At 73.3% G+C, this 22,553-nt stretch carries 27 protein-coding genes; 14 read left to right on the plus strand and 13 right to left on the minus strand.

Annotated features, from left to right (window positions below; all coding sequences use genetic code 11):
• Positions 1-162 precede the first annotated feature (162 nt).
• From AB0469_RS36185 to AB0469_RS36215, 7 genes are all read left to right on the plus strand, one after another.
• Complete coding sequence (locus AB0469_RS36185) at positions 163-570, plus strand: cobalamin-dependent protein (protein ID WP_366455832.1); 408 nt, start codon at positions 163-165, stop codon at positions 568-570.
• The gene (locus AB0469_RS36190) at positions 567-1,940 is read left to right on the plus strand and encodes a methylaspartate mutase (protein WP_366455796.1); all 1,374 of its coding nucleotides are present in this window, start codon (positions 567-569) and stop codon (positions 1,938-1,940) included. The genes AB0469_RS36185 and AB0469_RS36190 overlap by 4 nt, the downstream gene beginning before the upstream one ends.
• Before the next feature lie 47 nt (positions 1,941-1,987).
• A complete protein-coding gene (locus AB0469_RS36195; RefSeq protein WP_366455797.1) occupies positions 1,988-2,971 on the plus strand; it encodes an asparagine synthetase A in 984 nt (327 codons plus the stop codon).
• The gene (locus AB0469_RS36200) at positions 2,968-4,284 is read left to right on the plus strand and encodes a glutamate synthase-related protein (RefSeq protein ID WP_366455799.1); all 1,317 of its coding nucleotides are present in this window, start codon (positions 2,968-2,970) and stop codon (positions 4,282-4,284) included. Before AB0469_RS36195 ends, AB0469_RS36200 begins: the two co-directional genes overlap by 4 nt.
• The gene (locus tag AB0469_RS36205; protein WP_366455800.1) at positions 4,281-4,553 is read left to right on the plus strand and encodes a hypothetical protein; all 273 of its coding nucleotides are present in this window, start codon (positions 4,281-4,283) and stop codon (positions 4,551-4,553) included. The genes AB0469_RS36200 and AB0469_RS36205 overlap by 4 nt, the downstream gene beginning before the upstream one ends.
• A gap of 93 nt (positions 4,554-4,646) precedes the next feature.
• The gene (locus AB0469_RS36210; protein WP_366455801.1) at positions 4,647-5,945 is read left to right on the plus strand and encodes an MFS transporter; all 1,299 of its coding nucleotides are present in this window, start codon (positions 4,647-4,649) and stop codon (positions 5,943-5,945) included.
• Positions 5,946-5,956: 11 nt separating this feature from the next.
• Positions 5,957-6,733, plus strand: coding sequence for a 4'-phosphopantetheinyl transferase superfamily protein (locus AB0469_RS36215; RefSeq protein WP_366455802.1), 777 nt, complete (start codon positions 5,957-5,959; stop codon positions 6,731-6,733).
• A 190-nt stretch (positions 6,734-6,923) separates the two neighbouring features.
• Here AB0469_RS36215 and AB0469_RS36220 read toward each other — a convergent pair whose 3' ends face one another.
• Positions 6,924-7,457 (minus strand): hypothetical protein, encoded by a 534-nt coding sequence (locus AB0469_RS36220; RefSeq protein ID WP_366455803.1) that lies wholly within the window; start codon positions 7,455-7,457, stop codon positions 6,924-6,926.
• A gap of 467 nt (positions 7,458-7,924) precedes the next feature.
• Between AB0469_RS36220 and AB0469_RS36225 the strand changes: the two genes are divergently transcribed.
• Both AB0469_RS36225 and AB0469_RS36230 read left to right on the plus strand, forming a co-directional pair.
• A complete protein-coding gene (locus AB0469_RS36225; protein ID WP_366455804.1) occupies positions 7,925-8,284 on the plus strand; it encodes a DUF6233 domain-containing protein in 360 nt (119 codons plus the stop codon).
• A complete protein-coding gene (locus tag AB0469_RS36230; protein ID WP_366455805.1) occupies positions 8,224-8,460 on the plus strand; it encodes a hypothetical protein in 237 nt (78 codons plus the stop codon). Before AB0469_RS36225 ends, AB0469_RS36230 begins: the two co-directional genes overlap by 61 nt.
• A gap of 323 nt (positions 8,461-8,783) precedes the next feature.
• Here the strand turns inward: AB0469_RS36230 and AB0469_RS36235 are convergent, their stop codons facing one another.
• From AB0469_RS36235 to AB0469_RS36270, 8 genes are all read right to left on the minus strand, one after another.
• Positions 8,784-9,134 (minus strand): hypothetical protein, encoded by a 351-nt coding sequence (locus tag AB0469_RS36235; RefSeq protein ID WP_366455806.1) that lies wholly within the window; start codon positions 9,132-9,134, stop codon positions 8,784-8,786.
• Between the two features lie 502 nt (positions 9,135-9,636).
• Positions 9,637-9,927, minus strand: a complete 291-nt coding sequence (locus AB0469_RS36240) for a hypothetical protein (protein WP_366455833.1) — start codon at positions 9,925-9,927, stop codon at positions 9,637-9,639.
• Positions 9,928-10,783: 856 nt separating this feature from the next.
• Positions 10,784-11,050, minus strand: coding sequence for a hypothetical protein (locus AB0469_RS36245; protein ID WP_366455807.1), 267 nt, complete (start codon positions 11,048-11,050; stop codon positions 10,784-10,786).
• Positions 11,051-11,060: 10 nt separating this feature from the next.
• Positions 11,061-11,303 carry a hypothetical protein gene (locus AB0469_RS36250; RefSeq protein WP_366455809.1) on the minus strand — a complete coding sequence of 81 codons (243 nt, stop codon included), beginning with the start codon at positions 11,301-11,303 and terminating at the stop codon, positions 11,061-11,063.
• A 17-nt stretch (positions 11,304-11,320) separates the two neighbouring features.
• Positions 11,321-11,599, minus strand: a complete 279-nt coding sequence (locus tag AB0469_RS36255; protein ID WP_366455810.1) for a hypothetical protein — start codon at positions 11,597-11,599, stop codon at positions 11,321-11,323.
• Between the two features lie 320 nt (positions 11,600-11,919).
• Entirely contained in the window at positions 11,920-12,564 is a 645-nt protein-coding gene (locus AB0469_RS36260) for a hypothetical protein (protein ID WP_366455811.1), read from the minus strand.
• Between the two features lie 38 nt (positions 12,565-12,602).
• Positions 12,603-12,944, minus strand: a complete 342-nt coding sequence (locus tag AB0469_RS36265) for a hypothetical protein (protein WP_366455812.1) — start codon at positions 12,942-12,944, stop codon at positions 12,603-12,605.
• A gap of 507 nt (positions 12,945-13,451) precedes the next feature.
• Entirely contained in the window at positions 13,452-14,420 is a 969-nt protein-coding gene (locus tag AB0469_RS36270; protein ID WP_366455813.1) for an Lrp/AsnC family transcriptional regulator, read from the minus strand.
• A gap of 318 nt (positions 14,421-14,738) precedes the next feature.
• Between AB0469_RS36270 and AB0469_RS36275 the strand changes: the two genes are divergently transcribed.
• The 3 genes from AB0469_RS36275 to AB0469_RS36285 all read left to right on the plus strand — a co-directional run bounded on the left by AB0469_RS36275 (position 14,739) and on the right by AB0469_RS36285 (position 18,474).
• On the plus strand, positions 14,739-16,208 hold the full coding sequence (locus AB0469_RS36275; RefSeq protein ID WP_366455814.1) for an MFS transporter: 1,470 nt from the start codon (positions 14,739-14,741) through the stop codon (positions 16,206-16,208).
• Positions 16,205-17,428, plus strand: coding sequence for an amidohydrolase (locus tag AB0469_RS36280; protein ID WP_366455815.1), 1,224 nt, complete (start codon positions 16,205-16,207; stop codon positions 17,426-17,428). Before AB0469_RS36275 ends, AB0469_RS36280 begins: the two co-directional genes overlap by 4 nt.
• A 110-nt stretch (positions 17,429-17,538) precedes the next feature.
• Complete coding sequence (locus tag AB0469_RS36285) at positions 17,539-18,474, plus strand: CDP-diacylglycerol diphosphatase (RefSeq protein WP_366455816.1); 936 nt, start codon at positions 17,539-17,541, stop codon at positions 18,472-18,474.
• A gap of 130 nt (positions 18,475-18,604) precedes the next feature.
• Here the strand turns inward: AB0469_RS36285 and AB0469_RS36290 are convergent, their stop codons facing one another.
• Positions 18,605-18,811, minus strand: coding sequence for a cold-shock protein (locus AB0469_RS36290; RefSeq protein WP_366455817.1), 207 nt, complete (start codon positions 18,809-18,811; stop codon positions 18,605-18,607).
• Positions 18,812-18,937: 126 nt separating this feature from the next.
• Positions 18,938-19,630, minus strand: a complete 693-nt coding sequence (locus AB0469_RS36295) for a hypothetical protein (RefSeq protein WP_366455818.1) — start codon at positions 19,628-19,630, stop codon at positions 18,938-18,940.
• Between the two features lie 215 nt (positions 19,631-19,845).
• On the opposite strand from AB0469_RS36295, the gene AB0469_RS36300 reads away from it, so the two are divergent.
• On the plus strand, positions 19,846-20,688 hold the full coding sequence (locus AB0469_RS36300) for a hypothetical protein (protein ID WP_366455819.1): 843 nt from the start codon (positions 19,846-19,848) through the stop codon (positions 20,686-20,688).
• A 43-nt stretch (positions 20,689-20,731) separates the two neighbouring features.
• On the opposite strand, the gene AB0469_RS36305 is transcribed toward AB0469_RS36300, so the two are convergent.
• Together AB0469_RS36305 and AB0469_RS36310 are read right to left on the minus strand one after the other, a co-directional pair.
• Entirely contained in the window at positions 20,732-21,115 is a 384-nt protein-coding gene (locus AB0469_RS36305; protein ID WP_366455820.1) for a hypothetical protein, read from the minus strand.
• A gap of 134 nt (positions 21,116-21,249) precedes the next feature.
• Positions 21,250-21,822 (minus strand): dihydrofolate reductase family protein, encoded by a 573-nt coding sequence (locus AB0469_RS36310; RefSeq protein ID WP_366455821.1) that lies wholly within the window; start codon positions 21,820-21,822, stop codon positions 21,250-21,252.
• Between the two features lie 293 nt (positions 21,823-22,115).
• On the opposite strand from AB0469_RS36310, the gene AB0469_RS36315 reads away from it, so the two are divergent.
• Entirely contained in the window at positions 22,116-22,511 is a 396-nt protein-coding gene (locus AB0469_RS36315) for a hypothetical protein (protein ID WP_366455822.1), read from the plus strand.
• The last annotated feature ends 42 nt before the right edge of the window (positions 22,512-22,553 follow it).

Here is a 22,553-nt window from a genome sequence, read left to right on the forward strand (position 1 = left end):
CGGAAATTCCCCGGAGAACACCGGAAGGCCGTGCCCCGCACGGGTGCGGGGCACGGCCTTCCGCATTCCCGCACCCGCATTCTGCTGCCCTCATACTGCCGCCGGAACTTCCCCTCGGAAGGCCCGGCGGTTCCTATATTTCTGAGCATGCGACGACGGAATATGAACATCTTGCTGACGGGTACGGCCTCGGATTCCCATACCTGGAACCTCGTCTGCCTCCAGCTGTTCCTGGAGGAGCTCGGGCACCCGGTCCGCAACCTCGGGCCGTGCGTCACCGACGAACTGCTGACCGCGGCCTGCGCCGCGGACCGGCCGGACCTCGTGGTCGTCAGCAGCGTCAACGGACACGGCTACCGCGACGGGCTGGGCGCGGTGCGCGCCCTGCGCGGGGCCGGGCTGCGCACCCCCGTCGTCGTCGGCGGCAAGCTGAGCACCGCCGGCCGGCCCGACCCGGTGCAGCGCCGACGGCTGCTCGACGCGGGCTGCGCGGCCGTGTTCGACGACGGGGACACCGGCGCCCTGCGCACCTGGCTGGACACCGCCTTCGACCGGCGGGCCGTCGCGTGAGCACCGCCGCCACGCGCCCCGCGGCGCAGGCCCCGGCCTCCCCTGCGGCCCCGCCGCACCCGTCCTTCGGCGGGTTCGTCGCCGCCGCCGCGGCCGCGGGCCGGCTGGTGGTCCAGCCCCGGATGGGCTTCGCGGACCCCGCCCTGATGCGGCACGGCCTCTCCCGCACCCGGGGGGCCGTCGCCACCACCGTCGGCACCCTGACCATCGACAGCTACACCCGCGTCGGGGACCTGGCCGGCGCCCGCGCCGCCCTGGCCGAAGGGGCCCGCCTCAACGGCTACCCCATCGCCAGCCACCCCGCCGCCGTCACCCGGGACCTGCTCGACGGGGTCCGGGACGCCTCCTTCCCGGTGCAGGTGCGGCACGGCTCCTCCCGCCCGGAGGCCATCATCCGGGCCTCGGCGGCGGCCGGGCTGGACGCCACCGAGGGCGGCCCCGTCTCATACTGCCTGCCCTACGGCCGCACCCCGCTCGCCGAGTCCGTGGACAACTGGGCCCGCGGCTGCGAGCTGCTGGCCGAGCTGGCGCCCGCCCCGCGCAGGCCGCACCTGGAGACCTTCGGGGGCTGCATGCTCGGCCAGCTGTGCCCGCCCGGCCTGCTCGTGGCCCTCAGCCTGCTGGAGGCGGTGTTCTTCGTCCGGCACGGCATCCGCAGCGTCTCCCTGAGCTACGCCCAGCAGACCCACCCCGACCAGGACGCCGAGGCGGTCCGCGCGCTGCGCCGGCTGGCGCGGGAGTTCCTGCCCGCGGAGGTGGACCGGCACGTGGTGCTGTACACGTACATGGGCGTGTTCCCGCACACCGAACGGGGCGCCACCCGGCTCCTGGAGGACTCCGCGCAGCTCGCGGTCCGGGCCGGGGCGCAGCGCCTGATCGTCAAGACCACCGCGGAGGCGCACCGCATCCCCTCCGTCCGGGAGAACGTACGGGCCCTGGAGACGGCCGCCGCCGCGTCCGCCCTGGCCGGGCGGCCCGCGGGGTCGGACCCGGAGGAGGCGGACGGGGAGGTGTACCGCGAGGCCCGGGCCTTCGTGGAGGCCGTCCTGGAGCTCTCCGCGGACCCGGGCCGCGCCCTGCGCGCGGCCTTCGCGCGGGGGGTGCTGGACGTCCCGTTCTGCCTGCACCCCGACAACGCGGGCCGCAGCCGCAGCTTCCTCGACGCGGCCGGGCGGCTGCGCTGGTCCGACACCGGCGCCATGCCGGTGGTCCCGTACGTCCCCCCGGGCGGCCGGACCCCGATGACCTCGGACGGGCTGCTGCGGGCCCTGTACGCGGTGGCCGGCCGCTACGACGGCCCGGGCGGCCCGCCCGCCCGGGCCCGGCCCGCCCGGGAGCCGGACGCCGTCACCGCCGCGAGCCCCTCGTGACCCCGCCCGCCCCGCCGTCTTCCCCATCCCTCGTACAAGGAGTCGACATGGACCTCACCACCCCGCCCCCGCTGGGCGAACACCTGGCCTCACCGCAGCTGCGGTCCGCGATGCTGGTCCAGCAGGAAGCCCTGTACGCGGCACGGCAGTTCCTGCGCGGCGAGGGGTTCACGGAGCTGCTGCCGCCGCTGGTGGGCCCGGTCACCGACCCGGGCGGCCGCGGGGCGAAGGCCCTGGACGTGGACTACTACGGCCGCCCGTACAAGCTGATGACCAGCGCGATCCTGTACAAGCAGGCCTCCCTGAAGGGCTTCCCGCGGCTGTTCTACATCGCCCCGAACGTGCGGGTGGAGCCCCCGGAGACCGCCGCCACGGGGCGGCACCTGGTGGAGTTCCACCAGATCGACGTGGAGATGGCCGGGGGGACCCGCGAGGACGCCCAGGAGATCGCCGCCGGGCTCCTCACCCACGTGGTGGAGCACGTGTGGACGGCCGTCCCCGAGCTGCTGCGCGAACTGGGCCGCGACGAGCTGGACTTCGCCGAGCTGCGCGCCGGCAAGTTCGAGGTCCGCACCCACGGGGAGGCGGTGGGGCAGCTGATCGCCGAGGGCCACCCGCAGAGCCCCGACGCCGAGATCGACTGGGCGGGCGAGCGGATCCTCTCCCTCGCCGCCGACCGGCCCTTCTTCGTGGACGACTACCCCAAGGGCTCGCGCGGCTTCTACGACCGCGAGGACCCCGAACGCCCCGGCGTGCTCCGCAACTTCGACCTCCTGGCGCACGGCGGCTACGGCGAGCTCGTCAGCGGCAGCGAACGCGAGTCGGACTACGCCACCCTCGTGACCCGGATGCGGGAGAGCGGGGAGAACCCCGCCAAGTACGCCTGGTACCTGGACCTGGCCCGCGAGGGCATCTCCCCCAGCGCCGGCTTCGGCATGGGCCTCCAGCGCCTGGTGCGCTTCCTCACCGGCCTGGACGCCCTGTGGCAGGTCAGCGCCTATCCGAAGCTCCCGGGGGTGATCGCGCCGTGAGCACCCTGTACGCGGACGGCTTCCCCGAGCGGGAGGTGCGGGCCCGGGCCCGCGCCGGCACCGCCGAGGTGTTCCCCGCCCCCGACGGCTACGGCGACGGCGGCGGGCTCTACGGCGCGGGCGCGGGCGCCTCCCCGGCCCCCGGCGGGCAGCCCCCGCACGGGCCGGACGCCCTGGACCGGCTGCGGATCGTACCGCCGGTGTTCATGCCCCGGCGCCTGGAGAAGCTGATCGACCTGGGCCGCGAACCCTCCTACGAGGACGTGGAACTCGGCGGCACCACGGGCGGCTTCACCACCGCGCTCCCCCTGTACCTGTCGGCCTTCGGCTCCACCCGCGCGGGCAGCGGGGACCTGGCCCTCGCCGCCACCCGGCAGGCCGCCCGGCTCGGCCTCCCCGTGGTCATCGGCGAGAACATGGTCCCGGTGCACGGCTACCGCCGAGGCGAGGGCGACGGCGTCCGCTCCGCCCTCCTGGAACGCATCGCCGTCTACGCGCAGACCGTCCCCGACGGCCTCGGCGGAGTGGTCGTCCAGCAGTCCACCGAGGACGCCGACTCCGAGGTGTGGAACCTCCTCTACAGCGACCCCGGCACCCGCGCCCTGCGCGACTCCGGGCGGCTCGGCTTCGAACTGAAGGTGGGCCAGGGCGCCAAGCCCGGCCTCGGCGGCATGACCGTGGTCGGCGCCGGGGAAGCCGGGCGGCTCGCCGGGCGGTTCGCCGTCCACGACGTGTTCGGCGACCCGGACCGGTGGCTGCGCTGCGCCACCCCCGGCACCTTCACCGAGGAGATCGTCCGCCAGCAGCTGCGGTTCATGCGGAACAACTTCCCGCTGGCCCGGACCTGGGTGAAGTTCCACCCGGGCCGCGACATCGGCCGGGCCGCGGCCGCCGCCTGGGCCGCCGGCGCCGACGCCGTCACCGTCGACGGCGCCGAGGGCGGCACCGGCTGGGCGCCCCGGGTCTTCCTCGACCAGGTGGGCCTGCCGCTCGGCGAGTGCCTGCGCCGGATCGGCACCCCGGCCGGGGACCTGCTGGCCACCGGCCGGATCTGGGAGGGCGGCCGGGCGGTACGCGCCCTCGCCCTCGGCGCCCGCGCCGTCGGCCTGGGCCGGGCGGCCCTGCTCGCCGTCGACGAGGACCCCGGGCACGGGCTGGAACGCCTCGTCGACGCCCTCGCCCTCGAACTGCGGCTGCTGGTCGGCGCCCTCGGCAAGTACCGGACCGGCGACCTGGACCCGGCCGACCTGTGGGACCCGGCCGCCGCACCCGCACCCGGCGGCGCCGCCCTGCCCGCCGGGGACCGGCCGTGAAGCGGGCCGCACCGGGCCCGGCCCGGCTGCGCCGCGCCCTGGTCCGCGCCCGGTTCCGGCCGGCCGGACCCGACGGCCCGCCCGTGCTCACCGTCCGCCCGGGACCGGGCTCCGGCCCCGCCGCGGCGGCCGCCGCCCGCGCCCTCGCCGAGGCCGGGCACGGCCACCTCGGCGGACACCTGGAACTGCGCGCCTACGGACCGGCGCCCCGCCCGCAGGACGCCGCCGACGCGGCCCGGCGGGCGGTCCACCGGGCCCTCGCCGCCTGACCGGGCCCGCCCCGGCGCCCGAGACCGCCCCGCCCGAGACCGCCCCGCCCCAGACCTGCCTCCCACTCCTGCCAGAGAACGGGTACTCCGCCCATGACCACCACCGACACCACCGACGCCCCCGGCACCGGCACCGCCGGCTCCGCCGCCCCGCAGCGGCCGCCGGTCCCCTGGGGCCGCGTCGCCTCCCTCGTCAGCGGGCAGGCCGCCGTCCAGCTCGGCGGCTTCGCCCTGCTCATCGCGATGAACTGGACCGCCGTCGAGATCGGCGGCACCCGCGCCGTCACCCTGCTCATGCTCGCCGCCACCGTCCCCCGGGCCCTGATGCTGATCTTCGGCGGGGCCTTCGCCGACACCCTCGGGCCCCGGTTCGTCCTGCTGCGCACCACCAGTGCCCGCGTGGCGGTCCTCGCCGCGGGCGCCGTCGTCGTCGCCGGCACCCACACCCTGTGGCCGCTGGTGGTGATCGCCCTCGTCGAAGGGGTGCTGCTGGGCCTGGCCGGACCCGCCTCGGGCGTCCTGCTGCCGATGTTCGCCCGCGGGGACCAGCTCGCCCGCGCCAACTCCCTCTACGCGATGGTCCTCCGGGTCGCCCCCATCCTCGGCGCGCCCGCCGGAGCCTTCCTGATCACCGTCGGCGAACTGTGGGTTGCCCTGGCCGTCGCGGCCCTCACCGGCGCCGTCTGGCTCGGCTGCCTCCTCCACGTCACCCACGGCTTCACCCGGCCCGAGCCGGAGCCCGGCGTCTGCCTGGTCAAGCGCTCCGGCGACGGCTTCCGGCTCCTCGCCCGCCACCCCCGGCTGTGCTGGATGTTCATCGCCTCGCTCTGCCTGGACCTCGCCTTCTCCTGGCCCGCCGAGGTCGCCCTGCCCCTGCTGGTCTCCGAACGGGGCTGGGGCGTCGGCGCGGTCGGCGTGGTCCTCGCCGCCTTCAGCATCGGGGCCCTCGGCTCCAGCGCCCTCGGCGCCGCCCTCGCGCACCGCATCCCCATGTACGTCCGCCTCGTCGTCACCGGCGCCGGGCTGGCCGCGGGCATCCTGGTCATGGCCCTCATGCCCTCCGTGGTCTCCCTGACCGCCGTCGCCGCCGCCGTGGGCCTGCTCTCCGGCCTCAACGGCCCCGCCATCGTCACCCTCTACCAGCAGTCCGCCCCCGAGGAGCGGATGGGCGCCGCGATGTCCACCCTGTCCCTCGCCGGCATCGGCACCGCCCCCCTCTCCATCGCCGTCTTCAGCTCCCTCTCCCTGTGGCTCGGCGTCCAGACCACCTGGCTGATCTGCGGGGCCATCGCCTTCGCCTCCCCGGTCGCCGCCGTCCTCGCCCTGCGCCACCCGGCCCGCGCCGAGGAGCCCGCCTCCGCCGCCAACCTGCCCGTGCCCGCCGCCGTCTGAAGGGGACCCCGATGACCGTCATGTCCGTCCTGACCGTCCCCCGGCTCCTGGTCCCGCAGCGGCTGGCCGACCCGGGCCCCGACCCGGTGCCCGGCGACGGGGAAGGGGCCACCGGGAGCGGGACCCGCGGCATCACCGTGACCGCCCGGCCCGCCCCGGGACCCGAGGTGTGGCTGGTGGAGACCACCGAGTACCGCGACCACGCCCACCGCCGGGCCCCCGCCACCCTGGACGCCCAGGAGCTCACCCGCGCCGCCGAGTTCGTCCGCGACCGCGACCGGGACTCCTACGTCTGCGCCCACGTGGCCCTGCGCCGCCTCCTCGGCGCCTACCTGGGCCTGTCCCCCCGCGAGGTCACCGTGGAACGGGCCCCCTGCGCCCACTGCGACGAACCCCACGGGCGGCCCGTCCTGCCCGGCGGCACCCTCCACTTCTCCCTCTCCCACGGGGCGGGCCTGAGCCTGCTGGCCTTCGCGACCGCCCCGGTCGGCGTGGACGTGGAGGAACTGGTGCCGACCGCCACCATCGCGGAGACCGCCTCGGTCCTGCACCCCCGGGAAGCCGCCGAACTCGCCCTGCTGCCCGCCGCGGACCGCCCCTTGGCCTTCACCCGGGTCTGGACCCGCAAGGAGGCCTACCTCAAGGGCCTGGGGGTCGGCCTCTCCGCCGACCCGGCCGCCGACTACGTCGGCTCCGGCCCGCTCCCCGCCGCCGTCCCCGGCTGGTCCCTCCTCGACGTCTCCGTCCCCGAGGGCCACCACGCCGCCGTAGCCCTCCGCACCCCCTGACCCCCGCCCCGGCGCCCGCTCCGCCCCCGCCCACCAGGGCCCGGGGCGGGCGGGCGGACGCCGCACGGCCGGCCGAATCCACGTGGGAACACGGCCCCGCCCGTCCCGGCCGAGGACTACGACGGCATCGCGTGCGTGGCACGCTCGACCTGCTCCCACCCGCTGCTCCCGGCGCAGGACCGGGACGCTTTCACGGCCACAGTTCGAGCGCGGCGTTCAGCGTGATCTGCCACATCGGTTCGGCACCCGTGCCGAATGCCGCGGCCAGCCCGTACCCCACGGACGCGTCATAAGGGTCCCGGGCACCCTCGGACCCGCTCTCCGCCTCCCAGTCGGCCGACACGCGCCCGTCACCGCTCGAGGTGAACACGCCGAGCGGCCGCTCGTCGCGCAGCAGCCGACTGGTGGCGAGAGAGTCCGGAACCAGCAGGTAGCGGCACTCCCGGGCTCCGGAGACGACCTCGACCCGGTACGAGCGCCGGGTCAGGTGTCCCTTGGAGGGCCGCAGGGTCTCCTCCGTGCCGTCGACGAGCAGCGTGAGGCGCTCGGGGTCCCGCGTCCCGATCGGCACGTGGTCGTCCGGCACGGTGTGCGGGGCCCGCCGGATCTCGACCGGTGGTATGCCGTCCCCGCTCACGCCCAGCGTCCCGGCCTCGTGGTCGAGTTCGATCCGGACCGCGCCGAAGAGCGGATCGTCGGCGGGCACGTACTCGTACGGATTCATGGGGACCCTGGCTTCCTGCTCACTCTGATGATCATCTTCCACCAGTCTCGGCCGGACGCGGAGGGCCGGAGCCCTTTTCGGCCACGAGCGGGAGGGACAGGGGGAGGCAGGACGGCCGGGCGCCAGGTGTTCAGGGTCTTGGTGAGCCAGTCGAAGACGACCTCGCGGTGGAGTTGCGGGGCCAGGGGGAGCAGTGCGGTTGCGCGCCCTGGGCCGCCGTCAGCTTGAGGTGGTCCTTGGAGGCGGTGAGGGCGTCGTACAGGCGGCGGGGCTGGCCCGGGTAGAACTGTTCGCCCTCGGGATGCTGTGATCGCCTACGCGGCCGAGAAGGGCCGTGCCGCAGCCCGAAGTGGAGCAGGAGCTCAAGAAGCACGTCCGGCATCGCGAAGCATGGACGCGGCTCCGCCCGTCGGTCCGATCCGCCGCCCGACCTGCCCCGCCTCCGCACCCTGGAGACGTGGCTCGCCATGACCCTGGACCGGGTCCGGCAGCAGATCGCCGTCGAGGAGGCCGCGGCGGTCGAGCGGACACCCCGGCTGGCGCCGACCCCGCCGCCGGACTGGGTCCTCGAGCACGGCATCGGTACGGGGCGGCAGCCGGTCCGCGTCCACGTTGGCGACCGCTGGGACACCCGCACCCGCTGCAAGTCGGCTACCGCCGACGTCGCCCGCCGGGCACTCGCCGAGGGCGTCGAGGCCTGCACCCACTGTCGGCCGGACACGGCGCTCGGCGTGCTGGACCGGCCGCGGCCCCACAGGCTGGAAGGATGGAACAGGCGCCGATCCTCGTGCACCGAATCTCCCCCACCGGCGGCCGGCGGGTGGTGATCCGCATCCGCGGCATCGACACCGTCCTCGGCGTCGCCCATTCCGACGCCGACCTGATCGAGTTCCTGCGGCGCCTCGGCGTCCCGGATCCCGACGAGCTGGTGCTCGGCGACTCGGAGGCCATCGCCTGGCAGGGCGGGCGGCCGCACCTGTACCAGGAGACCGGCGATCCGTAGGCGCGCGACGACCCTCCCGTGGGGAGCGGAGAGGGGCGCCGGCCCGGGACGGTCCGGTGGCAGCACCCTAAACCCGCAGGTCCGGCCGCGGTAGGCATGTGACAGGGGACGCCAACCGCATCCTCGCGCCTGCGGCCAGCTCCGCGGCGGTTGCGGCAGGAGCCGCGCGCAGGGGGGGCAACACGCCCTCTACCACGCGGCCCGGCCGCAGTCCCAAGAGGCGAAAGCCCAGCTCAGGGGTGCAACACGGGCCGCGTTGCAGTCAGCGGCCAGGGGTGTGCGGCCGCAGACGGGGCGGAGCCAGGCCGGCGAGGCCATCCGGGTCAGTACACCTCGCGCACCTGGAAGACGCCGCTGCCCCAGTACACGGACGGCTCGTCGGCCCCACTCGGCCAGTCGCTCTGCAGATGGCGGCGGCCGTGTCCGAGGGCTCCGACCTGGTGTGGGCTCAACCGCCCCGCCACCAGGTCGTCCGCTTCGGCGTCCGTGATCGGCAGAACGGTCCGGTACTGTGCGTCCCGTGAGGCGACCCAGTCAACGTACTCGGTGAAGACGCTCGCGAAGGCCTGCGAACAGAGGCCGCAGCGCTGGACAGAGACGATGAAATGCGAGTCGTCCTGAATCATCCTCTCGACCCGGACCCCGTTGTGGCTCTGATGGTGCGCCTGCGCCACCAGGGCGTCCTCTGCGCAGCAAGCCGCGCACCCGAAACCTGCGTGGTCACTTCCATACTGCGAACCCACGGATCCCCCCGCCCAAGCCGTCGCTGATCGGCCGTCACCATAGCAACCCACCGGTGAATGCCGTCCAAGGAGACCCTGAGCCGACTCTGTCGCGCCCCGACCTCGCACGGGGGTAAGCGCCCATCTGCGCAGGTCGCAGGGTGCCACAGCGCCCGATGCGACAGGGGGTACGACGGCAGCCGGCTCTCAGTGGCCGTTGTCGTTCCGGACTTGAGGACTGCGTTCTCGCTGTTCAGGCGTAGTTTCGGCGGTCTCGTGGGAGTGGTGACGTGTCGTGTCGTCACTTGGGTGGAGGTCGGGGATGCCGTCGGCCGTTGGGCTTCTGGAACAGCGTGAGCTGGCCGTGGCCGAGCGGGAATGGAATGAGTGGGTCATCGCCCGCTCGCGCGTCGGCGAGGTGCTGGCCCCGGACGGCGACGTCGTCGTCTCCGACCTACGCGACGGGGCCGCTGACCGTGGGCGGCGGCACCGCCTGCTGTTGCTGGGCGGCGGTGAGGGCGCGTGCGGCGGTTCGTGCGGCGCCGGCGTTGAGGGTCCTGTCGTTCTTGCGGAGGACGAAGAGGGTGGCGAGGGCGCGGAGCTCATGCTCGCGCTTCAGCTCGGGCTCGATGGCTTTCAGGGCGGCCTGCAGGTGCTCGACTGGCAGCTGACTCCACTGCAGCGCATAGGCGAGGCCATTGGGCACCTGTGCGGGTACGTTCCTCTCGGCGCTCTCTTCGATCACTTCGTGCCACCCCCATCGCCTGGTCCTGTCTTCTTGACGAGGTGTTCGGGCGGGGGGCCGATCCTTTCGAAGAGGGAGCTGAGTGCGGTGGTGATGTTGGCCATTGCTGCGGGGCCGTCTGGGTCTCCAGCCAGGGCTATGAGCTCGGGGTCCCTGAGTCCCATCCAGTGCCCTGTCGCCCTCAGCTGGGCTTGGGCGACGAATGCTTGAAATTCCGCCCGTAGTTTGGTCAATTCGGCGTCGGTGTCGGCACCCGCCCTGTTGGCAGGTAAAGGGGCGGCTTGCTCTCGACTGGTGTCGCCTGTTCGGGGGCGCCGCCGTGGGTCACCGCGCCTGCGGAGTGTCGTGCTGGGCCCAAGGCCGGAGTCAAAGGTGGGTCCCGGTAGCACGATCGAGTTGACGATGTCGCCTCCGGCTGCGATCGCACCGTCGCCCGCTGCGACCGCATGGCGAACTTGACCGGCGGGAGCCGGGCTGCGGGAAGGTCCAGCGCGGCGGTCTTCCCTGAGATCAGCACGACTCACGTGAATGTCCCTGGCGTCGGCTGTCCCGGCTCGCCCGGGTCGACGGGAAGGGTAGGAGCGTGCGGATCGCGCAGGTGAGTTGATCCGGGCGAGGAGGTATCACACCAGCCAGATGAGGCACGCCGACACGACAGCGACCAAGGCGACCAGGGCTTCCCGACTCATCAGTTCCCCTTCCTGATGCGGGTCGTCCATGCCGAGGATGCTATCGACAGGGAGCCCGGCCGCACAGGGACCCGGAGGCTGCGGGATCAGCCGAGGCATAGCCCTGATGGACGTGCTCGGGCTGCTGCGCAAGCGGGTGCGCTGCCCCTGAGGCATGGAAGCATCCGTCACCGGCTGGTGGCGGGGCCTTCGTCGTTCAGCGAGCCTGCTTGCAGTTTGGTGTCGCAGTGCCGGCAGCGGCGGGTGGCCGCGAGGTCTAGGTTGCCGCTGGTGGCGGGGGCGGGGTTGTTCTCGTGGATGCGTTCCCAGTAGCGCAGGTCGGCATCGTTGATCCATCCCCAGTTGGCTGCGTCGGGGTGTTCGACGTAATGGACGCACTGGCCGGGCAGGTGTGCGTAGCCGGTCGGAGAGATCAGAATCTTAGTGCCGGCCATACGCTTCACCTCAGCCGAGGTAGTCGATCTGGAGCACGGCGACAGTCCTCGTGGTTTGCCCGACGAGGAGTAGTGCCCGTACTTCCGGGGTGAGGATCTGGCGGACGACTTTGTCGTCGACGCCGTAGGGGTGTGTCGCTTCGAGCGGCCTCTCGCAGGCGAGGGCGAGGGCTCGGCCGAGGTTGTCGCCGGCCTGTGACGGGAGCGCATCCCAGACGGCTTCGGCGGCCGGGTTCAGCTTCAGTGCGTACACATGCCCATACTGTCAGTTCACGCCGCGCCGCGTGCAGCGCCTGTTTCGTCGAGGATGCGGTGGGTGGCATCGATCCATTCGCCTGGGAGTTGTTCGCCGCGCTCGTCGTACTCGGCGAGGTTGCGCGCGCGGTCGACGGCGGCGAGTGTGTTGGCGGCGATGCGTTCCCACTTGGCGAAGACGGCGAGGATTTCGTGCGCCGGCGCGCGGTTGATCTCGGCGAGGAATCGCTGGGCGAGGTCTGGGCTACCCAGGGCCTCGCAGATCCGTTCGATGGTCCACGGTGTCTCGCCCACGCCCGCCTCCATGCTGGATTCACTGCTCAAGCCATCGCTGCGATATCACCGTAGCGCACCTACCGATTTCGGTAGGCGGTCCTCGCGGACTGGTGACCTCGGCAGTCTGCCGGCGCTGGTCCGGGCATGGACGAGGGCGTGCGGATCTGCTGGATGCGTTGCTGGACGGTGCGCCCGAGGCTCGTCTCCGGCTGTCGACCGGTGACGAGGCTCGGGCGCTGATGGTGCTGTCGGGTGTGTCGGAGGAGGAGGCGTCGTCGGAGGATGTGCGGCGGGCTGCAACTGAGGTGCGGTTCCGGATCGGGTCCCGGCTGGCGTGACTACGGTGCGGGCGGCTGCTGCTGCGGTGCAGGCGCGGTGCGCTGTCGTCCGATGCCCGTCCGGCGCGCCGGGGAGGTCGTGGCGCTGGCCTCGTGCATCTTCTTGCCGGTCGCGAGGACGTCCTTGGCGATCTGGGCAAGAAGCTCGGCACGCATGGGCGGCTCCAGCTGGTCGACGATTCGTTCGGCCGACAGGAAGTACTGGTTGAGTACCGGCTGGTTGAAGTACTGGTTGAGCTGCTGGAGCGAGCGGTCGTAGACGGCCAGGAAGGTTTTGCTGAGGTAGCCGACGAAGGCTGTGGAGACCACGGCGAGGGAGCCGATGAACAGGCGTTCGCCGGTCGCGGTGAACCTCATGGATGCGCCGAAGGCCACGACCAGGACGGCCAGGCCAACGAGCATCGCCCCGATGCGGCTGTAGAAGGCCTTGTTGGCCTGCTTGGTGGCGATGCCGTGGTAGCGCTCGAGGAGCATCCGGTTGAGGTTGACCAGGCTCGCCAGGCTGGCTTTCTCTTTGAGGTGCTCGGCGGCGTTCTCAAGCCGATCGCGCTCCTCGCGCCGATCGGCGGCTTTGAACCATTCCTTGACGATCGCTACGACGATGGCAAACCCGGCAAGAACGAGGTTGAACTCGATGACCGACATCGACGGCCCCCTGACTGATCAGTGCGAGGCGCGACAGGCTAGCGAACCGACAGTGCAGGCGCGGCCTGTTCCGCCATCGGTAGCTGCGGCACCTCGCCCTGCGGCGGGCTCTCGTAGCGCGGAGATGCAGGAAGGCCCCGCCGTCGATGGTGGGGCCTTCTCGTTTGACGGGGTGCCTTTCGAGCGGCCGACCAGGACTGGTTCCAGGCCCAGCCGGGGGTTTGCGGGGGTTGGATCGGGGGCGGGGCGACCAGGCTGATGAGTTGCGTGAGCAGTGCGTTTGTCTGTTGCTGTTCGGCGAGGAGGGCGTCGAGGCGGTCGTTGGTCTCGCCTTGGCTCTTCTTGGCTTGCTGCAGGGCGGCTTGGTCGAGGAATCCCATGCTGGTCTCCTGTGGTGCTGCGGGTGGAGTGCAAGGGTGCCGTTCGGGGTGCTTGGGGGGCGACCGTGTTGCTGTTCTGTGACTGTTCGGTCAGCGGGTGCCGGTCTCGCTATCCGCTGCGGGGGCGGAGCGTCCGGACGGCTTCGCGGAGGCCGCGGCCTGTTTCGGCGATGGCCTTGAGGACGGCGTACGCGTAGTGGGTCTTGCCGGTTCCGGTGGGTCGGCCCAGCGCGCGGTGCCGTTGGCCCGCCGCATGGCCTGGAGGGCCGGACCGGCCCGCCCGACCTCCCGGGCCGCGCCGCACGGAGCGGCCCGGTCACCGCCCCGACCGGCCCCTGAACAGGTGGAACGCGGCGCCGGGTGCGGTGGCGGACCGTTTGCGCCGTTCGGGCGACCCGGAGCGGAGCCGACGCGGTGCCGGCCTGCGGGGTCGCACCGCCCCGGCCCGGCCCCTTCAGGCCGCGGCCCGTGCGCCCGGCGGCCGGTGGCCGGTGGCCGGCCGTCGGCTCAGGCGGTGATGCCCGCGCGCTTGTACGTCCGCATCAGCAGGGCCGTCTCGGCCGAGCTGACCCCTTCGATCCCGGCGAACACCCGCGTGGTGAAGGCGTGCAGGTCGCCGATGTCCCGGTGGCTGGAGTAGCCGAGCAGCGCGGCCGCGCCCGTGGTGACCACCAGGTGCCGTACGGCCGGCTCCCGGGCGAGGCGCCGGACCGCCGCGTCCAGGCGGCTGTGGGCCACGCCGAGGCGGAAGCGGGCCTCCACCGGGTAGCCGAGCACGGCGGGATCCGCGTGCAGTCGCAGGTGCAGGACGTGCGAGGTCATCAGCCGCGCCAGGCGGCGGCGCGCGGTGCTCTCGCCGACCCGGAGCTCCCGGGCCAGGCGGGTCGTCGACATGCGGGCGTCGCGGTGCAGCAGTGCCACCAGGGCGCGGTCCAGCTCGTCCACGGGCAGGGGCTCGGGCTGCGGGACGCCCGCCATCGCCAGCCGGCGGGCCTGTGTGGGCTCGTCGTCGTACGGGGCCCAGTCCGCGGCGGTGAGCAGCAGCCGCAGCACCACGCTGGAGTGGATGTCGACCACCCCGTCGAGCCGGCCGACCACCGTGTCCACCAGGACCAGCAGGGCCTCGTGGTCGGGTGCGTGCAGCTCCGCGTAGACCTCCAGGGCGCCGGTGGCCACCTCCACCGACCGGGTCTCGGTCCGCCGGGCCAGGGCCAGCGCCGTCTCGTGGACCCGGCCGGGGGTGCAGCGGACGGCCAGCTCGGCGGTGATCCCCTCGCCCTGGTACTCGGGGACGAGGGCTGCGCTGAACCGGACGTGCCCGCTCGCGGTCATCCGCTCCAGGCGGCGCGCCACCGTCCGCTCGTGCACCCCGACGGCGGCCGCGACCTCGGCGAATCCGGCGCGCGGGTCGCGGTGCAGGGCGCGCAGCACCTGGTGGTCGACGTCGTCCAGCACCGGGAGGGGCTCGGCGGTCATGGCTGCCTCCAGGGCGTGCGCGGGCGGGCCGGGCGACCGTACGGCATGCCGGAACCGGCACGCGCGAGGTGTCCGAACCGCACCCCGGCCGGGGGACGGGTGCCGGAATCCGCCGCTGCCGGCCGCGCCCATGCCTCGTTCACCCGATTATGGGGGCCGGTATTGCCCGGGGCGCGGCGCGCACCGGACATTGTGGTGCGGATTCCGCCGCTCCCCCGGCCGACGACGGGGGTGCGGCGGCCCCTCCCCCGGCGGAGCTTCCTCCGCCCCTTCCCGCCCCGGCCCCCCGCCCGGGCGCTCCCCGAACAGGTGGTACGTATGACGCACCCGGACGCCCAGGACGCGCCCACCCTCGGACCGGCCATACACGCCACCCCCGCCGCCGCCGTGATCGCCTCCGTCGCGCTCGTCGAGCTCTCCAGCGGCATCACCCAGGGCTTCCTCTCCCCGCTGCTGCGCGGCCTCACGGACACCCTGGGGGTCTCCGCCGCCGACCTGAACTGGATCAGCATCGCCAACCTGCTGGCCAGCGTCGCCTTCACCCCCGTGCTCTCGCGCATGGGCGACCTGTACGGCCACCGGCGCGTGCTCCGCTGGAACCTGGCGATCGTCCTGCTCGGCTCGGTCCTGGTCGGTCTCAGCCGCTCCTTCGGCACCCTGCTGGCCGGCCAGATCCTCCAGGGCGCCTTCGCGGGCTTCTTCCCCCTCCTCGTGGGCATCCTGCGCAACCGCGCCCGGGACGGCGGTGACGGCGGGGGTGAGGGCGAGAGCCGCCGGGGCATCAGCCTCATGGTGGCCGCCCTGGTCGGCGGCATCGCCCTCGGCCTGGTCGCCAGCGGCTTCGTCGCCGAGGCGGTGGACGGTCCGACCGCGGCCCTGTGGGTGCCGGCCGTCGCCACCGGCCTCGCCCTGGCCGTCTCCTGGCCGCTGCTGCCCGAGTCGGCGCACCGGCCCGGCGGCCGGATCGACTGGGCGGGCGGCCTCCTCCTCTGCCTCGGGCTGGTCGCCCTGATGCTGGGCCTCGGCCTCGGCGGCACCCCCGGCTGGGAGTGGACCTCGGCCCGCACCCTCGCCGTCCTGACCGTCGGCGTCCTCGTCACCGCCCTGTGGGTGGGCGTGGAACTGCGCACCGCCGAGCCGATGATCGACGTACGGATGTTCCGCCACCGCAACGTCGTGATCGTCTCCCTGGTCACCCTCACCTTCACCTTCGGCATGATCGGCCTCCAGGTGGCGAACCCCGTGTTCATGGGGACCAGCCCCGCCGAGCACGGCTACGGGCTCGGCCTGGACCCGTTCGCGACGGGCCTGGCGATGCTGCCCAACATGCTCTCCCTCGCCCTGGGCGCCCTCCTGGCACCGGCCGTCGCCGCCGCCTTCACCGACCGGCTCACGCTGGTCTGCGGCTCCCTGCTGATGGCCGCGGGCTACCTGGTCTCCCTCACCTGCCACACCCACCAGGCGCTGTTCCTGGCCGGCACGGCGGTCGCGGGCCTGGGCACCGGCTTCCTCCAGCACTCCACGCGCACCCTGGCGGTGGAGTCCGTGCCGCACGAGCGGACCTCGGTCGGCTCCGGCATCAACGAACTGCTGATCAACGTCGGCGGATCCATCGGCGCCGCCGCCGTCCTGACGGTCTTCGCCGCCCGTACCCCCGCCGGGCAGGCCCTCCCCGAACTGGGCGCCTACACCGTCTCCTGGACCCTGTGCACCGCCGTCGCCCTGGCCGGCGCCGCCCTCGGCCTCCTCTACCGCTCCCCGCACGCCACCGGAAGGTCCTCCCGATGACCGCCCCCGACGCCCTGCGCGAGCGGGCCCGCGCGCACCTGACGGCCCGCCAGGACGAGGTCCTCGGCCTCAGCCACGCCCTGCACGCCGACCCCGAACTCGCCTACGAGGAGCACCGCTCCGCCCGCCGGATCGCCGAGCTCCTCGAACGCGGGGGCTTCGCCGTCACCCGGGAGGCGTACGGGCTGCCCACCGCCCTCGACGCCACCGCCGGCAGCGGGGAGCTCGTCGTCGGGATCTGCGCCGAGTACGACGCCCTCCCGGGCATCGGCCACGCCTGCGGCCACAACGTCAACGGCGCCGCCTCGGTCGCCGCCGCCCTGGCCCTGGCCCCGCTCGCCGACGAGCTGGGCATCACCGTGAAGCTCCTCGGCACCCCGGCCGAGGAGTCCGGCGGCGGCAAGGTCGACATGCTCCGCGCGGGCGCCTTCGACGACGTGGCCGCCGCGATGATGGTCCACGCCGCCCCCTCGGACTCGGTCGGCATGAGCTCGCTGGCCATCAGCAGCTGGAAGGTCGGCTACACCGGCCGCGCCGCCCACGCCGCCGCGATGCCCGAACGCGGGGTCAACGCCGCCGACGCCATGATGATCGCCCAGGTGGCCATCGCCGCGTACCGCCAGCAGATGCGGCCCGGCGCGGTGGTCTCGGGGGTGGTGACCGGCGGCGGCGAGGCCGCGAACGTGATCCCCGCCCGGACGAGCGCCGAGTACGACTGCCGGGCCGTCACCGCCGGGGAACTCGCCGAACTCCAGACCCGCGTACGGGCCTGCTTCGAGGCGGGCGCGCTGGCCACCGGAGCCGAACTCGCCCTGGAGTCCGTCGGCAACGACTACGCCGACCTGCGCCAGGACTTCGAGATCGGCCGCCACTACCTGGCGGCCGCCCGCGACCTGGGCCGCCGCGTCCAGGACTGCGACCCGACGCTGAGGGGCGGCTCCACCGACATGGGCAACGTCTCCCACGTCGTGCCCACCATCCACCCGATGATCGGCTACGACTGCGGCGCCGCGATCATGCACAACCCGGAGTTCACCCGCTACGGCATCGGCGCGGGCGCCGACCGGGCTGTCCTGGACGGCGGCCTGGCCATGGCGTGGACCACGATCGCCCTGGCCACCGACCCCCGGCACCGCGAACGCCTCCTGGCCCGCCTCTCGGCGCGCGGCCGGACCACCTCCCCCACGAGCCCGCCGAGCCGGCCGAGCCCGCCGGCCTGACCGCCTTCCGGGGTAATGGCCGCCGTTCCCCCCTTTCCCTCCCGGGAAAAGGACGGACGACCGCCTACGTTGTGAGCGGACCAGCGGTCGTCGACCATCGGAGCTCGCCTGTGAACGACACGCCCCGCACGACGAACGGCATGCCCCGGCGCCGGTTCGTGGCACTCTTCGGTGGCCTGGGCGCGGGAGCGCTGCTGACCGGCGCCGGCGGCGGCGCGGCCGCCGCGACGGGCGCGGGAGCGGCCGCCGCCGCGGATCCGTCGTGCTGCCCCTGTCCCACGGATCCGGCGCCACCGGGAGGCGGGCAGAACCCCTGTCCTCCCGCCCACCTGCAGAACCTCTGCGGCAGCCCCACCGACAGCGACCCGCTGTGGCAGGACGTGCAGTACTGCACCCAGGGCATCGTCCCGCCGTCGGGGCAGAAGCCGAACTGCCTCAAGACCACGCCCAACTACGTGGTGCTGCACGGCAAACCGGAGAACCCGCACAACTACCTGCTCCTGCCGAGCTGCCGGATCACCGGCATCGAGTGCCCGTTCCTGGTGACGACGACCGTCGCGAACTACTGGCACGAGGCGTGGGAGAACGCCCGCCGCGGAGGGGACGTCCCCGTCCAGTACGACAACATCGGTCTGGGGATCAACTCCCAGGCGGCCCGGCGCATGAACCAGCTGCACATCCACATGGCCGGCGTCCGGGAGAGCACGCAGCGGCGGCTGCAGGCCCTGGAGGCGGCCGGCCGCGTCGCCCCCCAGCCGTCGCAGTGGGGAGACCCCCAGTTCCGGGCGCTCGTCACGGGAGCGGACGGATCGGGCGACCGCACCTACCGGGTCCTGCGGCTCGGCACGCTCACGCAGAACCTCTTCGACCTGGTGAACCTGTACGTGGTGCGGAGGTTCGGGCTGGACATGGCGGGCCAGACCCTGATCGTCGTGCCCAAGATGACGGCGGCGGGATTCGCGGGGACCTTCTACGTCCTCAACAGCGACTCGTCCCTCCCCTCCGGGACGGACACCTGCGACCACCTGCTCGTGTACGACAAGTGAGGCCGAAGCACGGCCGCCCGGCTCGGGCGGCCGTGGTCGTCCCCGGCTCCGGCCGGACTCCGGCGTACGCCGGGCCCGTCCGCCCGGGTCGGAGCGGGCGGGTCAGACCCGGCGGGTCGGAGGGGGCGGGTCAGAGCGGGCGGACCTCGTCGGCCTGCGGGCCCCTCTGCCCCTGGGTCACCTCGAACTCCACCCGCTGGTTCTCGTCCAGGGACCGGTAGCCGGAGGACTGGATCGCGCTGTAGTGCACGAACACGTCCGGGCCCCCGCCGTCCACGGCGATGAAGCCGAACCCCTTCTCCGCGTTGAACCACTTCACGGTCCCCTGCTGAGGCATACCCTTCACACCCTTCCTCGCCGGTCCGAGGCAGTGCGCCTCGCGCGGGATCATCCCCTCGCGCCGCACCGGGAAACCCCGGGGGGCGAGACCCGAACGGGTGAATCACCTCGGCCGGTGCGGGGTTCAGCGGGGCGGCTCGCACCGCCGGGGAAGCGTCACGGTCCCGGGCCGGTGCTCGAAGGTGTCCATGACCAGCCACTCGTCCAGCTCGGGATCGTAGAGGTTCTGGACACCGAACTGCAGCACCTGCCAGAAGGTGCTCCGGTCGTTCTCGTCGACGTACACGTCTCCCAGTCCGAGCGGCAGGCGGGGGTGGTTGCCCGGGGGCAGTTCCGGGAGGACGACGCCCACCCTCCAGTGGTTCACCTTGCGCTGCGGGGTGCGGCGCAGCGTCTCCGGGCCGACGAAGCGGGATTTCGCGAGCAGCCCGTTCAGCGACTCCAGGTCGAAGCCGGGGATGCGGGAGCAGGGATGCTCGGTCAGACCGGGCCATTTGTACGTCAGCGTGTAGAGCGTGCCGTGGTGGATCAGGTTGGTGAACCAGATCGGGTACTGGGGGCCGCCCGCCGTCATCTGGCTGTCGCCGCCCCGTCCCTCCCAGGTGAACGGCACCGTGATGCCCAGGTCGCGGACGATCCACTCGCCCTTGCCGCGGAAGTCTCGGGGAAGGCGGGGCGGAGACGGCTTCGGGGAGGCCTCCCGCCCCACGGCCGCAGTGGCGGACGACGGCGCGGTGGCCGTCCCGGGCACGGCGGCGGCCGGGGGCGGAGCCGCCAGTGCGAGGGCGGCCACTGCGGCGAGAGCGGCCGACGTCACCGTCCGGCGCGCGCCTTTCAGACCCATCGTTTCCCTCTGCTGTCCTGTCGGGCGCCGTCATGGCGCAAGATCGGTCACGGCGGATGCGGGGACACCGTCCCCGGAATTGCAGATTCCGAAACCGGTGGCCCGGACCCGCCGTCCTCGACCGGCGCCGGGACACAGCACGGCGGGCCTGCTCCGCCCGGAGCCGTCCTCGGAGCTACGCTCGGGCCGTGGGACAGCCCGAGCAGCGCGCTGAAGGCGCGGGACCCTTCACCACCCGGCTCACCTGGCACCGCCCCGAAGGGGGAACGGTGGTGTGGGAGTCGCGGGTGGCCCGTCGGCGCGGAGCCCTGTCGGTGCGCGGGCCGGGAGGGACGCCGGCCCTGTCACCGGCCGCCGATGCCGAAGCCCTCGGACGGCTGCGCAGGCTCAACGCCCTCGCCTCGGGTGCGTTCGTCGTCGGGGGCCTGCTCTTCGCCCTCGGCGCCGCCGTGGCCCAGTTCGGCTCGGGCGACCCGCTGGAGAGCGCCGCCGTCTACTTCGCGGGCGGCCTGTTCTTCAACACCGGCGGCTACACCTCGCTCCTCCAGGTGCTGAACGCGCCCCGCCACACCCCCGGGGGCGGCCCGCTGGTCACCGCGGGCTGGCGGTGGTGGGGGTACGAGCCGATGCGGGTGGCCTGGCTGAGCGCGTTCCTGCTGTTCGTCGGGACGCTCGTGTTCGGCGTCAACCTGCTGGACTCCTTCCTCCAGGGGCTCAGCGTGCAGCAGGCCAACCGGCTGATCTGGGCACCGGACGTGGTCGGCTGCGTGCTGTTCCTGGCGTCGGGACACCTCGCGTTCGTCGAGATCTGCCACCGGGGCCGCCCCTGCCTGCGCTCGCGCAGCCTGGGCTGGTGGGTGGTGGCGGTGAACCAGCTCGGATCGGTGCTGTTCATGGTCTCGGCGCTGGCGGCGTTCACCCGGCCGGCCACCGGAAGCCTGGTCAACGCCGACATCGCCAACTGGGGCACGCTGTGCGGAGCGCTGTGCTTCTCGATCGGCGGCACCCTCCAGGCCTTCGAACGCCCTTGAGGGGACCGTCCCGCGCCGCACCCTCTCGTGGCGGCAGCCTCGTTCAGGGTGTGGGCGGGGCTTCGGTGACGGATGTCCAGTCCCGGATCGTCTGCCGGTGGGAACCGCTCGCCGTGCCGGCGGCCACCGCCGCGGCGTCCTCGACGGAGCACGGTGTTCCCGTACGGGTGAGCAGCACGAGCGGCCACTCGGGACCCGCGCCAGCCGGCTCCCCGTCGAAGGCGGTCCAGTCCCAGGGGCCGTCGAACCGCCATGCCCGGCCGGCGTCGGCGACCTCGTCGCCCGCCCGGAGGAACGCGTACGGACGCATCAGCAGGTCGAAGGTGAAGGGGATCCCGTCACCCGGGTGGATGCCGTACCCCGAGCCGTCGAGATGGCTTCCGTCCGGGAACTCGCGGTGGGACAGGCCCCGGCGCAGCACGCTCACGGTCCGGGTGGGGTTCGAACAGCACGTCGCCGACCCGGAAGTCCTCCTCGTCGATCACCCGGCCAGGGTGGACCGTCCGCCTTCCGGGGACCGGGCGGGCGGCGGGGCAGGGGGCGGAAGGGGCGTCACGCCGGTCAGCGGACGACGTCGAAGACGTTCTTCTGGAGGCCGTTTGCGTAGGCCTCGTGCTCGACCAGCTTCAGCTTCTGGGCGTCCTTGTCGGTGGCGCTGAACAGCCGCTTGCCCGCGCCGAGCAGCAGCGGGAAGACCAGCAGGTGGTAGCGGTCGATCAGGCCGGCGTCCGAGAGGGCCCGGTTCAGGGACGCGCTGCCGTGGACGATGATCGGGCCGCCCTCGCCTTCCTTGAGCGCGGCGATCTCGTCGATCGAGCGCAGGATCGTGGTCTCGCCCCAGTTCGACACCAGGTCGTCCTCGGTGAGGGTGGTCGAGACGACGTACTTCGGCATCGCCTTGTAGCCGGCGAAGTCCGCCATGTCCGGCCACACCGGGCTGAAGGCCTCGTAGCTGACCCGCCCCATCAGCATGGCGGTGGCTTCCTGCTGCTCCCGGCCCTTGATCTCGAACGCCTCGGGGAGGAACTCGACGTCCTTGAACGTCCAGCCGGAGTTGCGGTAGCCGGGTTCGCCGCCCGGGGCCTCCACGACGCCGTCGAGGGAGATGAACGCGGTGCTGATCAGGGTACGCATCGTGGGGTTCCTCGGTATCTCGTTGTCCGGGTCTGCCTGGGTCCGGCCGGTGCACCGGACAGGGATTGTGACTGCCGGCCCCGGAGAAACTCATCGGTCGCCGCCGTGTCTGCGATAACGGGGGCTCGGGGGAAACCCTGGTCGGCCCGTTCCCTCCGACTCCCGGGTTCCTCCCGCCCCTTGTCGGAGCCGGTGCTACGTTGACCGCGTCGGAGGTGGGTGGCACGTGGGCAGTGGGACGCGGTATGCGGCGGTGCTGGCGCTCGGCGCGCTCGGGCAGAGCCAGGAGTGGCGTGACCGGGCGGACGCCGGACACGGCCTGGCGGGGTTCGCGGAGATGCCGGAGGCCCTCGGGCCGCTGCGCGACCTGCTCCTCGACCGCCTTCGTCACCCTGCACACCGCGCGGGCTCTGCTCCGGCGCAAGGACAGGGCGGGGCTGTCGGTCGTCGCTTCCGCGCTGGCCGAGGCGGGCCCGAACCACGGCGACTGGATCGACACCGCCTCGTTCGACGTGTTCGGCGTCTTCTCCGACGACTTGGACGAGGCGCTCCGGCTCTGCGAGGAGCTGATGCGGGACACCGACGCCCCCTTGGCCCTTGGAGCCCGACGGCTGCACGAGGTGCTGCGGGAGATCGACCCGCTCGTGCGCCCCACACGGTACGAGCAGGGGTCTTCCGGCCCCAGGTGACGGTGCCGGGCGCCCACGTCGGCGGCCCGTTCCAACGGCAGC

It is taken from the genome of Streptomyces sp. NPDC093801 (genome assembly GCF_040701585.1).
Taxonomy (GTDB): Bacteria; Actinomycetota; Actinomycetes; order Streptomycetales; family Streptomycetaceae; genus Streptomyces.

Bases quoted from the DNA above. Each gene is read 5' to 3' on its own strand.
- AB0469_RS36245 (WP_366455807.1), bottom strand. From the start codon at position 11,050: ATGGCCGGCACTAAGATTCTGATCTCTCCGACCGGCTACGCACACCTG.
- AB0469_RS36310 (WP_366455821.1), bottom strand. From the start codon at position 21,822: ATGCGTACCCTGATCAGCACCGCGTTCATCTCCCTCGACGGCGTCGTG.
- AB0469_RS36265 (WP_366455812.1), bottom strand. From the start codon at position 12,944: ATGGGATTCCTCGACCAAGCCGCCCTGCAGCAAGCCAAGAAGAGCCAA.
- AB0469_RS36230 (WP_366455805.1), top strand. From the start codon at position 8,224: ATGGAACAGGCGCCGATCCTCGTGCACCGAATCTCCCCCACCGGCGGC.
- AB0469_RS36260 (WP_366455811.1), bottom strand. From the start codon at position 12,564: ATGTCGGTCATCGAGTTCAACCTCGTTCTTGCCGGGTTTGCCATCGTC.
- AB0469_RS36195 (WP_366455797.1), top strand. From the start codon at position 1,988: ATGGACCTCACCACCCCGCCCCCGCTGGGCGAACACCTGGCCTCACCG.
- AB0469_RS36275 (WP_366455814.1), top strand. From the start codon at position 14,739: ATGACGCACCCGGACGCCCAGGACGCGCCCACCCTCGGACCGGCCATA.
- AB0469_RS36280 (WP_366455815.1), top strand. From the start codon at position 16,205: ATGACCGCCCCCGACGCCCTGCGCGAGCGGGCCCGCGCGCACCTGACG.
- AB0469_RS36220 (WP_366455803.1), bottom strand. From the start codon at position 7,457: ATGAATCCGTACGAGTACGTGCCCGCCGACGATCCGCTCTTCGGCGCG.
- AB0469_RS36215 (WP_366455802.1), top strand. From the start codon at position 5,957: ATGACCGTCATGTCCGTCCTGACCGTCCCCCGGCTCCTGGTCCCGCAG.
- AB0469_RS36210 (WP_366455801.1), top strand. From the start codon at position 4,647: ATGACCACCACCGACACCACCGACGCCCCCGGCACCGGCACCGCCGGC.
- AB0469_RS36290 (WP_366455817.1), bottom strand. From the start codon at position 18,811: ATGCCTCAGCAGGGGACCGTGAAGTGGTTCAACGCGGAGAAGGGGTTC.
- AB0469_RS36270 (WP_366455813.1), bottom strand. From the start codon at position 14,420: ATGACCGCCGAGCCCCTCCCGGTGCTGGACGACGTCGACCACCAGGTG.
- AB0469_RS36185 (WP_366455832.1), top strand. From the start codon at position 163: ATGAACATCTTGCTGACGGGTACGGCCTCGGATTCCCATACCTGGAAC.
- AB0469_RS36225 (WP_366455804.1), top strand. From the start codon at position 7,925: ATGACCCTGGACCGGGTCCGGCAGCAGATCGCCGTCGAGGAGGCCGCG.